Raw genomic sequence first — 12,446 nt, forward strand, 5'->3', positions numbered from 1 at the left:
GTAGGGGCTCGGGCTGGGCAAGGGTGACTTGCCGGAGTGACGAGGGCGGTTGCCTGGCGTCAGGGAAGGGTGAGGATCTCGGCACCGGATTCGGTGACGAGGAGCGTGTGTTCGAACTGCGCCGTGCGCTTGCGGTCGCGGGTGACCACGGTCCAGTCGTCGGCCCACATGTCCCACTCGATGGTGCCGAGGGTCAGCATGGGCTCGATGGTGAACACCATGCCCGGTTCGATAACGGTGTTGTAGGCGGGCGCGGCGTCGTAATGCGGGATGATCAGCCCGGTGTGGAAGGCCTCGCCCACGCCGTGTCCGGTGAAGTCACGGACCACGCCGTAGCCGAAGCGCCTGGCGTAGGCCTCGATGGCGCGGCCGATCACGTTGATCTGGCGTCCGGGGGCGACCGCCTTGATGGCGCGGTTGAGGGACTCCTGGGTCCGCTCAACCAGCAGCCGGGACTCCTCGTCAACGTCGCCCACCAGGAAGGTGTAATTGGTATCGCCGTGGACCCCGCCGATGAAGGCAGTGATGTCGATATTAAGGATGTCGCCGTCCTGCACCACGGTGCTGTCCGGGATGCCGTGGCAGATGACCTCATTCAGCGACGAGCACAGGGACTTGGGGAAGCCGCGGTACCCCAGCGTGGACGGGTAGGCGTTGTGGTCCAGCAGGAATTCGTGGCCGATGCGGTCCAGTTCGTCGGTGGTGACGCCGGGCCTGATGTGCTTGCCCACCTCCACGATGGCCTGCGCGGCGATCCTGCTGGCCACCCGGATCTTCTCGATGGTTTCCGGTGACTTGACCTCTGACCCAGTGAATCTGGCCGGACCTGGCTTGCCGACATACTCCGGCCGCGGGATCGACGCGGGAACGGGCCGCTGCGGGCTGATGGTCCCCGGGGTCAGCGTGCCGGTGGGTGCGGTCGAGGCTAAGGAAGGCATAGATTGATCATATAAGGCAGCACAGAACGCCATGTAAATTAATGCGCCCGGCGGCTACCGTTGCGGGTTACGTTACGTGGATCACGGCGGCAGTGTGCCGTTCACCGGAAAGCGAGGAACACCGATGCCCGAATACTGGTACAACGTCAAGACCCACATGGTGGAGGAAGACGCGATGTCGGACTGGACCCAGCTGATCGGCCCCTACAAGACCCGGGAAGAGGCGGAACACGCGCTCGAGAAGGTCAAGGCGCGCAACGAATCCTGGGAAAAGGGCGACGACGACTAGAAAGAATGCTCCGGGCCGGGGAAGTGTCCCGACCGGACGTCGTCACCATAGGCCTTGGCCGCGTCGCTCAGGACGGTCCGCAGGTCCGCGTACTGCTTGACGAACTTGGCCATCCTGCCGCCGCGAAGGCCCGCCATGTCCTGCCAGACCAGAACCTGACCCGTGGTGGCATTGCCTGCGCCGATGCCAATGGTGGGCACTGAAACGGCAGCGTCCACGCCCTTTGCCGTCTCCGCAGGAACCATTTCCATGAGCACGCAGAAGGCTCCGGCATCGGCCAGCGCCGCGGCGTCCTCGACAAGCCGTGCGGCATCGTCGCCCCGGCCCTGCACGCGGTAGCCGCCCAGGGAATGCTCACTCTGGGGCGTGAAACCAATGTGGCCCATGACCGGGATGCCGGCCTGGACCATCGCCTTTACCGTCTCGGCGTAGAACTTGCCGCCCTCGAGCTTCACTGCGTGCGCCAGGCCCTCCTTGAGGAAGCGCACGCCGGTGGCCACGGCCTGCTGGGGTGAAACCTCGTAGCTGCCGAAGGGAAGATCCGCCACCACCAGGGCGCGCTTCGCGGACCGTGTGACCGCACGGCACAGGGGCAGCAGCTCGTCCACGGTGACGGGAAGGCTGGTTTCGTTCCCAAAGACATTGTTGGATGCCGAGTCGCCCACCAGCAGGACCTCGATGCCTGCCTGGTCGAAGATCTCAGCCGTGTACTGGTCATAGGCCGTCAGCATGGCGAAGTGTTCACCGCTGGTCTTGGCCTGCTGCAGGTGGTGCGTGCGGATCCGGGAGAGCGGCTTCCGTGCGGACTCCGACGGCGGCGCTGCTGCTGCCGCGGGGCCGTTCCCGTAGGGTGCAGGTACTTCAGCGGACGTGCTTGGATCGGGACTGCTGGTTGAGGCCATGGCAAGAGCGTAGTCCGGGACGCAGCGTGCTAGCCACCGGCCGCCATGAGATGCCGGGTGATTCGCGTCATAGCGGGTTTGCCCGGGCGGGGCTGCCAAGGCTCCGGCTGAGTGTTAACGCTGTGTTACGCGCCGCAGCCGCGCCAGCACCACGCGTAAATGCTTAGTAAAGTGATTCGTGAGCTGCCGCTGCTCCGTCGTGAACGGACCGGGGCAAGAACGTAGACCGGAGAAGAGGCCTTCATGGACCGCCAGCAAGAGTTTGTCCTGCGCACGATCGAAGAGCGCGACGTACGCTTTGTGCGCCTGTGGTTCACCGACGTCGTGGGCTCGCTCAAGTCGGTAGCGCTGGCCCCCGCCGAGGTCGAAGGCGCTTTCGAGGAGGGGCTCGGCTTCGACGGCTCGGCCATCGAAGGCCTTGCGCGTGTCTTCGAATCCGACATGCTGGCCCAGCCGGACCCGTCCACCTTCCAGATCCTTCCGTGGCGCGGCGAGACGGAGCAGACGTCCCGCATGTTCTGCGACATCCTGACTCCCGACGGCGAGCCCTCGGCAGCGGATCCGCGCAACGTCCTCAAGCGCACCCTAGCCAAGGCCGCCGACATGGGGTTCACCTGCTACACGCACCCCGAGATCGAGTTCTACCTGCTCAAGTCGCAGGAGCCCGGCCCCGACGGTTCACCCGTTCCGGTGGACGAGGGCGGCTACTTTGACCACGTTCCCGGCGGTGTGGCCCAGGACTTCCGCCGCACCGCGGTGACCATGCTGGAATCCGTGGGCATCTCCGTGGAATTCAGCCACCACGAGGCCGGCCCGGGCCAGAACGAAATAGACCTGCGCTACGCGGACGCCCTGCAAACGGCGGACAACATCATGACCTTCCGCACCGTCATCAAGGAAGTGGCGCTGCAGCAGGGCACCTACGCCACCTTCATGCCCAAGCCCTTCACGGCCCACCCGGGTTCGGGCATGCATACGCACTTCTCGCTCTTCGAAGGCGACACCAACGCCTTCTTCGAAGCGGGTGCGGAGTTCCAGCTCTCCAAGACGGCGCGCCAGTTCATTGCCGGCATTCTCAAGCACGCCCCCGAATTCACCGCGGTCACCAACCAGTTCGTCAACTCCTACAAGCGCCTCTGGGGCGGCGGCGAGGCGCCCAGCTACCTGAGCTGGGGGCACAACAACCGCTCCGCCCTCGTCCGCGTCCCGCTGTACAAGCCGGGCAAGGGACAGTCAGCACGGATCGAATACCGCGGCATCGACTCGGCCGCCAACCCCTACCTTGCCTACGCCGTGCTCCTGGGCGCCGGGCTGAAGGGCATCGAGGAGGGTTACGAGCTTCCCGCAGCGGCGGAAGACGACATCTGGTCGCTGAGCTCCGCGGAGCGCCGGGCGATGGGCCACGACCCCCTGCCCGCCAGCCTGCATGACGCCATCCGGGCCATGGAGGACTCGGAACTGATGCCGCAGATCCTGGGCGAGCAGGTCTTCGAGCACTTCCTGCGCAACAAGCGGGCGGAGTGGCAGGATTACCGCCTGCAGGTGACCCCCTATGAGCTGCAGCGCAACCTCGCCATCCTTTAGGCGGATGCGGTGAGCTTGGCCCGCCGGCTCATTACCGCCGGCTTCAGCGACCTCGAGAAGGGCGAGCGGTTCCTTGCCGCCCCCGAGCTGGAGGGCATTGACCAAGAGATCCTGTTTGCCGGACTCCAGCTGGCGGCGAACCCGGATGCCGCGCTGCAGTCGCTGGTCCGGCTGATCGAGAAGCACCCGGACCTGCGGAAGCTCGCAGCGGCGGACACCGAGGTGAGCGAACCGCTCTACCGGGTCCTGGGCGCCAGCGAGGCACTGGGTGAGTTCCTGATCAGGCACCCTGAGCACCTCGACGCGTTCAACGTGACCGCCAGCCCGGAACCGCTCCCGGCCGATCCCGCTGAGCTGCGTGCCCAGCTGCTCAGGTCGGTGCGCGCAGACCCCACCGCCGCACGGCCGGTGGCGGGCATCTCGGGCCCCGAGGCCTACGAAGCGCTCCGCACCGCCTACCGCCGGGGCGTGGTGGACCTCGCCGTCAAGGACCTCTGCGCCGCAGACCCGCTGGACTTCATGCCCGCCGTCGGCGCCGAACTCGCGGACCTGGCCGGGGCCGCCATCGAGGCTGCCCTGGCTGTCTCCCGCGCCGAAGCGGCGGTGAAGTTCGACGCCGGGGAGGTCGCCGACGTTGCACTGTCAGTGATCGGGATGGGCAAGTGCGGAGCCCGCGAACTGAACTACATTTCGGACGTCGATGTCATCTACGTGGTGGAGGCAGGGGAGCTGGACGACGCCCGGGCCAACACCATCGGCACGGCGCTGGCGTCGGGTATTTCGCGTGCCATTTCATCCCCGGCGCGGGAGCCCGGGCTGTGGGAGGTGGACGCCAACCTCCGTCCGGAAGGAAAGTCCGGCCCGCTGGTCCGGACACTGGCTTCGCATCAGAGCTACTACGCCCGGTGGGCAGAGAGCTGGGAGTTCCAGGCACTCCTGAAGGCGCGGACCATCGCGGGCGACGCGGCACTCGGTGCCCGCTACGAGGAGGCCGTCTCGCCGCTCGTGTGGACCTCCGCGAACCGCGAAGGATTCGTTGAATCCGTGCAGGCCATGCGCCGCCGGGTGACCGAACACATCCCGCCGGCCGAGGAACAGCGGCAGATCAAGCTGGGCCGGGGCGGGCTACGCGACGTCGAATTCACCGTCCAGCTCCTCCAGTTGGTGCACGGCAAGTCAGACGAATCGCTCCGCCGCCGCGACACGACGTCGGCCATAGCCGCACTGTCCACCGGCGGCTACATCGGCCGGGCAGACGCGGCCGCGTTCGACCACGCCTACCGGTACCTGCGGCTGCTTGAGCACCGCATCCAGCTTTTCCAGCTGCGCCGCACACACCTCATGCCGGTCAAGGAGGAGCCCCTCCGGACCCTGGCCAAGGCAGTGCTGGGCCCCTTCTCAACGGACCGGCCGCACCCGGACGCGCTTCTGGCCGCGTGGCAGCGGACAAAGCGCTCCGTCCGCGAACTCCACGACCGGATCTTCTACCGTCCGCTCCTGAACACGGCCGCCAAGCTGAGCAGCGAGGACGCGCGACTGACTCCGGAAGCCGCGCAGGGCCGACTCGCTGCACTCGGTTACCGGGATCCGCAGGGAGCGCTCCGCCACATTGAGGCGCTGACAGCGGGGGTAAGCCGGCGTGCGGCCCTGCAGCGGCAGCTGCTGCCGATTCTCCTGGGCTGGCTGGCTGAGGGCGTGGACCCGGATGCCGGGCTGCTCGCCTTCCGCAGGATCAGCGAGGCTCTTGGCACCACGCACTGGTACCTCGGTATGCTGCGTGATTCCGCTGCGGCGGCCGAGCGGCTGTGCCACATGCTGTCCAACTCCCGCCTCATCGCAGACCTCCTCGAGGTGTCGCCGGAATCGGTGTCCTGGCTGGGTACGGACAAGGAACTGGCGCCGCTCAGCTTTGAGGCGCAGTGGCAGGAGATCGCCTCCAAGATGTCCCGGCACGCGGACCCGGAAAGCGCCATGCGCCTCATCCGGCTCATCCGCCGCCGTGAAATCCTTCGGATCGCCATCGCTGACAGCGCCGGCCTGCTCCGCCAGGACCAGGTGGGGGAGGCGCTGGCCGAGACGGACCGCGCCGCCATCCTTGGCGCCCTGCGGGTGGCCGAAAACATTGTCTCCGCCGCCGGCCCGCTGAAGACATCTGTGCTGGTGGTAGCCATGGGCCGGCAGGGCGGGCTGGAGATCGGCTACGGGTCCGACGCCGACGTCCTGTACGTCCACCGTGCGCTGCCCGGCGCCTCGGACGACGAAGCCCAGCAGCAGGCCGCGAAGATCGTGGGCCACCTGTCCACCCTCCTGACGCAGCCGCTCAAGCCGGCCATCATGGCCGAGCGGGTTCTTGCCGTGGACGCTGACCTTCGCCCGGAGGGAAAGAACGGGGCGATGGTGCGGTCGCTGGAGTCCTACGCCGAGTACTACCGCCGCTGGTCACTCATCTGGGAGGCACAGGCACTGCTCCGTGCCCGGCCGATCGCGGGTGACGACGGGCTCGCCGGCGACTTCGTGAAGCTGATCGATCCCATCCGCTACCCGGCCGCCGTCTCCGACGCGGACGTCCGGGAAATAAGACGCATCAAGGCCCGGGTGGAGTCCGAGCGGCTGCCCCGCGGCGCCGATCCTGCCAGGCACCTGAAGCTGGGGCGCGGCGGCCTCAGCGACGTGGAATGGCTCGTGCAGCTGCTGCAGCTCCAGCACGCCGGACGGAACCCGGAACTGCGCACCACGTCCACCCTGAAGGCTCTCCACGCGGCGGCCTCGCTGGGGCTGCTGGACGACCACGATGCCCGCCTGCTGGCCGACGCCTGGCGGCTGGCCAGCCGGATCCGTTCCGCGAACGTGATCTGGACGGGCCGCGCCTCGGACCTGCTGCCCTCGTCCCGGCGAGACCTGGAGGCCGTCGCCAGGTGGTGCGGCTACGAGGAAGGGATGGCCACGGCGTTCGAGGAGGACTACCTGAGGGTGAGCAGGCGGGCCCGCGCCGTGTTCGAGAAAGTCTTCTACGGCCACTGAACCGGTGCTAGGTTTGGGCGCATGGCTACCCAAATCTTCATGAACCTGCCCGTCAGCGACCTCGACAGATCCGTGCAGTTCTTCACGGCGCTGGGCTTCACGTTCAACCAGGATTACACGGACGAGAACGCCACCTGCATGGTGATCAACGACGACGCCTTCGTGATGCTCCTCGTGGAAAAGTTCTTCAAGACGTTCACCTCCAAGGAGATCGTGGACGCCACATCCGCCACCGAAGCCATCATGGCCTTCTCGGTGGACAGCCGGGAGGCCGTGGACCAGATGGTGAGCAAGGCCCTGGCCGCCGGCGGAACCGAATCTCAGCCGGTGCAGGATTACGGCTTCATGTACAGCCACAGCTTCCAGGATCCGGACGGGCACCTGTGGGAGGTCATGTGGATGGACCCTGCGGGTCCGCCCGCCGACGGGGCAGCACCTGCTTCCTGACGGATCATGCGTCCGGACGTATGGCTCATTCCGTTGCGGGACCTGGATGCCGATGCCCGTGCCATCCAACTCGGTGCCGTGGCAGAACTGGAGCTCGCCCCGGGCCAGCAGGAGTTCGTGGGCGACCCCCTGCGCATGATGCTGGCAGGGCTCGAGGACGGGTCCCGCCGGCCCTATGTCATCGAGGCGGGCGGCAGGGCTGCCGGGGTGCTGACGCTGCAGTCGGGGGCAGCCCGGCTCGCCGGCTGGCCCGACGACGACTCTGCCTGGCTGCTTCGCGGGTTCCTGATCGACAGGCGGCGGCAGGGCCAGGGCCTGGGCCAGGCGGCAGCCTATGCGGCGGTGGCGGCGGCCGCCAAGCTAACGGCCAGGCTGGGAGGCGGCCAGGCCGGCGTCGTGCTTTCAGTCAACGAGCACAACCCAGCCGGGCAGGGAGCCTACCTGAAGGCTGGTTTTACAGACAAAGGCCTCTATCTGGGCGCCGAGGCCGGCCCGCAGCGGACCATGTACGCCGCCTTCTGAACGCTCATCCGGCGCGGAAGCTGCGCCGGGCCGTTGCGCCGTCGCCCGGGCGTGCCTACGCTGAGACGTGGCAGTGCACTTCAAACCTTGTTGGGGGGAAGGCTTGAAAAGGTCTTCGTCTCGGAGGCACTCGCCGGAACAGGCTGGCTCCCGGTCTCAGCACGCCTGGAGCCAGCTTTCGGCGTCCGAGCCTCCGCAGCACCACAGGCGCCAGGACTTGGCACGCCAGGATGCGGACCATGCCCGCGCGCAGGCGAAGGGCAGCCGCGCCAGGAGGCTCCGAAGGGCCGAGCTGCTGCTCATTGGGGCGGGCGTTGCCGCCACCCTCATCGCGGCGGCGTACCAGTACGCCGGGATCCGGAGCACTTTGGAAAGCAGCACCGCTTCCTCGCTCTATGCCCAGCAGCAGGAGATCGACAGGATCTTCGTGGACAACGTCGACCTGCAGCCGTACTTCTGGCACCGCCACGAACTGCCCGACGCATCGGCAGCCGGGGATCCTGCGGCGAAGCGGGAGGCGCTGGAACTCGCGGCCCGGGCCGAAGCGACGGCCCACCGGATCCTCGATCACTTCGCCCACCTCAAGTACCAGATGGGTACCCAGGCGTTCACCTCCGAACGGGCCGACTGGGAGGCCTACATGCGGCGGAGTTTCGCTGACTCCCTCGTTCTGTGCCGGGCTTTGCGGGAGGACATTGAAGCCTACGGCGGCGCCGGTGCGGACTCCCTCTGGGGAGGGTATGCGGAGGAACCCTGCCGGGGGACCTGAGCGGCGGCCGCCCGGCAGGAAGTTCACTTGCCCGCCGTATTATCCTGCGCCAGTGTCGGCTAGCCTGTTCGCATGGCTGATGACGAATTCAAGAGGCGGCTGGTCCGTGTAGAGGAGCTGTACCGCGAACTTACGGCACTGCGGGAAGGCTCCAAGGGCGGCGCTGGATCGGGTAAGGAGGCTCTGGTCCTGGCCGAGCTGCAATTAGACAACGCATGGCGGGAGCTGTACGAGTTCATGGAGCTTCCGCTGACCCCTGAAGGTGGGGCGGCCGAGCAGCGGGCATAGCCGGAGTCCGGCACAACACGGCGGAGTCCGGCACGACAAAGGGCCGGCTCCAGGGGAAACCTGGAACCGGCCCTTGCTGTAGCGACATTCTTGCGGTCTGCCTGCGGACTAAGTCCGCGTTAGCCGCATGAACTGGCTAGACGCCGTAGTAGAGCTCGAACTCGTAGGGGTTCGGGCGCAGGGACAGCGGGCGGATCTCGTTCTCGTACTTGTACTCGATCCAGGTGTCGATCAGGTCCTGGGTGAACACGCCGCCGGCCTGCAGGAACTCGTTGTCCTCAGCCAGTGCCTGGAGTGCTTCCTCGAGGGTGCCCGGAGCCTTGGGGATGTCCTTGGCTTCTTCGGCGGGGAGCTCGTAGAGGTCCTTGTCGATCGGAGCCGGCGGCTCGATGCGGTTGCGGATGCCGTCGATGCCGGCCATCAGCTGGGCAGCGAAGGCCAGGTACGGGTTGGAGGAGGGGTCCGGCGCGCGGAACTCGATGCGCTTGGCCTTCGGGTTGGAGCCCGTGATCGGGATACGGATACCGGCAGAGCGGTTGCCCTGCGAGTAGACCATGTTGACCGGGGCTTCGAAGCCCTTAACCAGGCGGCGGTAGGAGTTGACCGTCGGGTTGGTGAACGCGAGGACAGCGTCGGCGTGCTTCAGCAGGCCGCCGATGTACCAGCGGGCGGTGTCGGACAGGCCGGCGTAGCCCTTCTCGTCGTAGAACAGCGGCTCGCCGTTGCTCCACAGCGACTGGTGGCAGTGCATGCCCGAGCCGTTGTCGCCGAAGACCGGCTTCGGCATGAAGGTCACGGACTTGCCCCAGGCGTCGGCGGTGTTCTTGATGACGTACTTGAACTTCTGCAGGTCATCAGCCGCGTGGGTCAGCGTGGTGAACTTGTAGTTGATCTCGGCCTGGCCGGCGGAGCCAACTTCGTGGTGGCTGCGCTCGACCTCAAGGCCGGCCTCGTCCAGGGCAACACACATGGCGTCGCGCAGGTCGGCCTGCTTGTCGGTCGGGGAAACCGGGAAGTAACCGCCCTTGACGGGGGTCTTGTAGCCGAGGTTTCCGCCCTCTTCTTCACGGCCGGTGTTCCAGTGAGCTTCTTCGGAGTCGATCTTGTAGAAGCTGCCCTCGGGGGAGGACTTGTACTGGACGTTATCGAACACGAAGAACTCTGCTTCGGGAGCGAAGAACGCGGTGTCGGCGATGCCGGTGGAGGCGAGGTAGGCCTCAGCCTTCTCTGCCACGCCGCGGGGGTCGCGGTGGTACGGGTCACCCGTGCGGGGGTTCACGATGGAGAAGTTCAGCGCAAGGGTCTTCTCCATGCGGAACGTATCCAGGAACGCGGTGGTGACGTCCGGAATGAGCTGCATGTCAGACTCGGCGATGCCCTGGAACCCGCGGATGGATGAACCATCGAAAAGCTGGCCGTTGACGAAGAAGTCGGCGTCCACGCTCTTTGCGGGCACGTTGAAGTGCTGCTGAACGCCGGGGAGGTCGGTGAAGCGGATATCGATAAACCGAATGTCTTCATCTTTGATGAACTTGAGGACTTCGTCCGCAGTCTTGAACATCTATGCTCCTTACGCATATTTAATAACTGGCCGTAAAGCCAAGTGGTCCAGCGCAATCCAATGGGCGGAAACACAAAAGTGCCCCGCTCCAGGCTCGCTAGCAACTGTTACCACCCTAGGGATCCGGGATTTCTCGCCCGTGTCCGCTTTGTTTCCGGCAGGTTACAGAACCTACTGATATGTAAACGCTATACGGTGTCCACACTGTGGTCCACGCCTATCCAGACTGTGAACGTCCGCGGCGGTGCCCGCGGCTCGGTAAACTTGGCAGGTGGTAGATCGCAAAGATATCGGTTCGTGGCTCAGCGGGCCGGACACCTCCGGCATTTCCAAGTACCCGGGGGAACGCCTGGGCTTTCCCGAATCGGGGAGCGGATCCATGGCCCGCGCCGGCCGGCGGATCCTGGCGATCACCATCGACTGGACCATCGCGCTGCTGATCAGCAACGTATTCCTCGCGGGCAATTCCATGGCCACGCTTGCCATCTTTGCCGCCGAGCAGATCCTGCTGATCGGAACCCTTGGCTACAGCATCGGCCACCGGGCGATGGGCATCCACGTGGTGAAGCCGGACGGCTCAGCGGCCGGTCCGCTGGCCGCCCTGGTCCGCACTGTACTGCTGTGCCTTGTCATCCCGGCGGTCATCTTCGACCCCGACCAGCGCGGACTCCACGACAAGGCTATGAACACGGTCCTCGTCCGCAGGTAGCCACCCGTCCGAGAGGTACCCCCGGCGGAGCGCCCACCGCTCAAACAGGACAGTGGCGAACGGGAAAACCGCCGAGACGCCTGCGAAGAGCGCCACCTTGAACGGCCAGCGCTGCAGCCGCCACAGCACAAGGGCAGCCACTCCGTAGCCGATAAACAGCGCGCCGTGCACCGGTCCGGCAATCTCCACGCCAAGTTCAGTGGTTCCGGCGATCCACTTGAAGTACATGCCGGCCAGGAGCGCGGCCCAGCTGAAGGCTTCGGCCACTGCCAGCAGGCGGAAGACGCGGACGACGGCGGACACGGACGGGAGTTTCACAGGAGGCTCCGGCTTCTGTAGGTGCTGGGATCTGGCTGGTGTTATGTGCGGTTCACACGGTCAATGGCCCTTTATTTGGGCGACGTCGTGCAAACGAAAACACCCCGGGGCCGCCGCAGATGCGGCGGCCCCGGGGCGGATCAGGCTGATTAGCGTCCGCGCTGGGGCCGGGCCTTATAGGGGTCCACGCCCTTGGGGATCGGGAGGCGGGTGCCCAGCGATGAGATGCGCTTGGACACGGCGCTGACCTCGGTCTTGGTGAGCTCGTTCTTGAGCTTGTTCATCTTCTTCGCCACCTGGCTGATGGGCACCTGGCCCTCGCCGCGTCCGGTTTCGATGACGTGGATGGTGACGTTTGGAAGGATACGCGCCAGCTTCTTCCGCTCGCCTTCGATCAGCGGGCGCACGCGGTGCGTGGGTCCTTCAGCAACGAGCACGACGCCAGGACGCCCGACAGCGCGGAAAACGGCGTCCTGGGTCCGCGGGTTCACAGCCACGGGCTGCTCCTCGGTGATCCAGCCGCGCTTGAGCGTGCTGAGGACAGCCCCCGACGCCCCCGGCTGGTTTTCGATCTGGGCGAAAGCAGCACCCTCGGCGCGGCGCGAAAGGATGAACGTTGCCGCAAGGAAACCCAGCGGGATGCCGATGATCAGGCCTGTGATCCAGTTGTTCAGCAACAGGCCAACGACGAGGCTGACGGCCACGACGCCCAAGAACGCCAGCAGCATGAGCCATGGAACCATGGGGTCGTGGCGGCGGGTCATGTTGAAGACCTCGCGGATTTGCTTGAGCCGGCTGGGCTTCTTTTCCTTCACGGCTTTGGGTTTGCGCCCAAAAAGACCGCGCTTGGAGGCATCAGCGGCCGCAGAAGTGTTGTTGCTGGAGTCAGGGGATTTCGCCATAGTGCCTTAATTCTACGTGATCCACCGCAAAGGGCCGGACGCCGAAAGTTCCGGCGTCCGGCCCTTTGCCGTAGGAAATGCCCGGTGCTACTGGTGTGCCGCGAGCAGGGTGCTGGCTTCCTGGCGGGTGGAGCCGGAGGATTCGATGTGGGCGAGTTCGGCGGGGATTTCCCAGCCTTTTTTGCGCATGGCGGTG

Annotated in this window: 12 protein-coding genes and 2 pseudogenes; 8 read left to right on the forward strand and 6 right to left on the reverse strand. The window is 66.1% G+C overall.

Features of this window, described 5'->3' with window-relative positions; genetic code table 11:
- Positions 1-59 precede the first annotated feature (59 nt).
- Positions 60-938, reverse strand: a complete 879-nt coding sequence (gene map, locus AC5RWD_RS14110; protein WP_494020601.1) for a type I methionyl aminopeptidase — start codon at positions 936-938, stop codon at positions 60-62.
- A 124-nt stretch (positions 939-1,062) separates the two neighbouring features.
- Between map and AC5RWD_RS14115 the strand changes: the two genes are divergently transcribed.
- On the forward strand, positions 1,063-1,227 hold the full coding sequence (locus AC5RWD_RS14115) for an SPOR domain-containing protein (protein ID WP_190603389.1): 165 nt from the start codon (positions 1,063-1,065) through the stop codon (positions 1,225-1,227).
- Here AC5RWD_RS14115 and panB read toward each other — a convergent pair.
- Positions 1,224-2,129 (reverse strand): 3-methyl-2-oxobutanoate hydroxymethyltransferase, encoded by a 906-nt coding sequence (panB, locus tag AC5RWD_RS14120; protein ID WP_494020602.1) that lies wholly within the window; start codon positions 2,127-2,129, stop codon positions 1,224-1,226. The two genes, AC5RWD_RS14115 and panB, sit on opposite strands and share 4 nt — an antisense overlap.
- A gap of 243 nt (positions 2,130-2,372) precedes the next feature.
- On the opposite strand from panB, the gene glnA (AC5RWD_RS14125) reads away from it, so the two are divergent.
- The 6 genes from glnA (AC5RWD_RS14125) (at position 2,373) to AC5RWD_RS14150 (ending at position 8,760) form a co-directional block, all read left to right on the forward strand.
- Positions 2,373-3,713 carry a type I glutamate--ammonia ligase gene (glnA, locus tag AC5RWD_RS14125; RefSeq protein ID WP_307101310.1) on the forward strand — a complete coding sequence of 447 codons (1,341 nt, stop codon included), beginning with the start codon at positions 2,373-2,375 and terminating at the stop codon, positions 3,711-3,713.
- 9 nt (positions 3,714-3,722) lie between these two features.
- Positions 3,723-6,734 (forward strand): bifunctional [glutamine synthetase] adenylyltransferase/[glutamine synthetase]-adenylyl-L-tyrosine phosphorylase, encoded by a 3,012-nt coding sequence (locus tag AC5RWD_RS14130; RefSeq protein WP_494020603.1) that lies wholly within the window; start codon positions 3,723-3,725, stop codon positions 6,732-6,734.
- 21 nt (positions 6,735-6,755) lie between these two features.
- Positions 6,756-7,181, forward strand: a complete 426-nt coding sequence (locus AC5RWD_RS14135) for a VOC family protein (RefSeq protein ID WP_494020604.1) — start codon at positions 6,756-6,758, stop codon at positions 7,179-7,181.
- Between the two features lie 6 nt (positions 7,182-7,187).
- Positions 7,188-7,703 (forward strand): GNAT family N-acetyltransferase, encoded by a 516-nt coding sequence (locus AC5RWD_RS14140; protein ID WP_494020605.1) that lies wholly within the window; start codon positions 7,188-7,190, stop codon positions 7,701-7,703.
- A gap of 217 nt (positions 7,704-7,920) precedes the next feature.
- Positions 7,921-8,472 carry a hypothetical protein gene (locus AC5RWD_RS14145; protein ID WP_494020606.1) on the forward strand — a complete coding sequence of 184 codons (552 nt, stop codon included), beginning with the start codon at positions 7,921-7,923 and terminating at the stop codon, positions 8,470-8,472.
- A 72-nt stretch (positions 8,473-8,544) separates the two neighbouring features.
- The gene (locus AC5RWD_RS14150) at positions 8,545-8,760 is read left to right on the forward strand and encodes a hypothetical protein (RefSeq protein WP_494020607.1); all 216 of its coding nucleotides are present in this window, start codon (positions 8,545-8,547) and stop codon (positions 8,758-8,760) included.
- Positions 8,761-8,896: 136 nt separating this feature from the next.
- Here AC5RWD_RS14150 and glnA (AC5RWD_RS14155) read toward each other — a convergent pair whose 3' ends face one another.
- A complete protein-coding gene (gene glnA / locus AC5RWD_RS14155; protein ID WP_331573456.1) occupies positions 8,897-10,321 on the reverse strand; it encodes a type I glutamate--ammonia ligase in 1,425 nt (474 codons plus the stop codon).
- 271 nt (positions 10,322-10,592) lie between these two features.
- On the opposite strand from glnA (AC5RWD_RS14155), the gene AC5RWD_RS14160 reads away from it, so the two are divergent.
- On the forward strand, positions 10,593-11,030 hold the full coding sequence (locus tag AC5RWD_RS14160; protein WP_494020608.1) for an RDD family protein: 438 nt from the start codon (positions 10,593-10,595) through the stop codon (positions 11,028-11,030).
- A gap of 9 nt (positions 11,031-11,039) precedes the next feature.
- Here the strand turns inward: AC5RWD_RS14160 and AC5RWD_RS14165 are convergent.
- The 3 genes and pseudogenes from AC5RWD_RS14165 to AC5RWD_RS14175 all read right to left on the reverse strand — a co-directional run.
- Positions 11,040-11,348: pseudogene (locus AC5RWD_RS14165) on the reverse strand (DUF3817 domain-containing protein); the annotation flags it as partial.
- A gap of 149 nt (positions 11,349-11,497) precedes the next feature.
- Complete coding sequence (locus AC5RWD_RS14170) at positions 11,498-12,250, reverse strand: DUF4191 domain-containing protein (RefSeq protein WP_494020609.1); 753 nt, start codon at positions 12,248-12,250, stop codon at positions 11,498-11,500.
- Positions 12,251-12,337: 87 nt separating this feature from the next.
- Positions 12,338-12,446 (reverse strand): annotated as a pseudogene (locus tag AC5RWD_RS14175) (lipoyl synthase); the annotation flags it as partial.

The sequence above is a fragment of the Arthrobacter sp. CMU6 genome (assembly GCF_059090205.1).

Bases quoted from the DNA above. Each gene is read 5' to 3' on its own strand.
- glnA (WP_307101310.1), top strand. From the start codon at position 2,373: ATGGACCGCCAGCAAGAGTTTGTCCTGCGCACGATCGAAGAGCGCGAC.
- panB (WP_494020602.1), bottom strand. From the start codon at position 2,129: ATGGCCTCAACCAGCAGTCCCGATCCAAGCACGTCCGCTGAAGTACCT.
- glnA (WP_331573456.1), bottom strand. From the start codon at position 10,321: ATGTTCAAGACTGCGGACGAAGTCCTCAAGTTCATCAAAGATGAAGAC.
- AC5RWD_RS14150 (WP_494020607.1), top strand. From the start codon at position 8,545: ATGGCTGATGACGAATTCAAGAGGCGGCTGGTCCGTGTAGAGGAGCTG.
- map (WP_494020601.1), bottom strand. From the start codon at position 938: ATGCCTTCCTTAGCCTCGACCGCACCCACCGGCACGCTGACCCCGGGG.
- AC5RWD_RS14115 (WP_190603389.1), top strand. From the start codon at position 1,063: ATGCCCGAATACTGGTACAACGTCAAGACCCACATGGTGGAGGAAGAC.
- AC5RWD_RS14140 (WP_494020605.1), top strand. From the start codon at position 7,188: ATGCGTCCGGACGTATGGCTCATTCCGTTGCGGGACCTGGATGCCGAT.
- AC5RWD_RS14170 (WP_494020609.1), bottom strand. From the start codon at position 12,250: ATGGCGAAATCCCCTGACTCCAGCAACAACACTTCTGCGGCCGCTGAT.
- AC5RWD_RS14135 (WP_494020604.1), top strand. From the start codon at position 6,756: ATGGCTACCCAAATCTTCATGAACCTGCCCGTCAGCGACCTCGACAGA.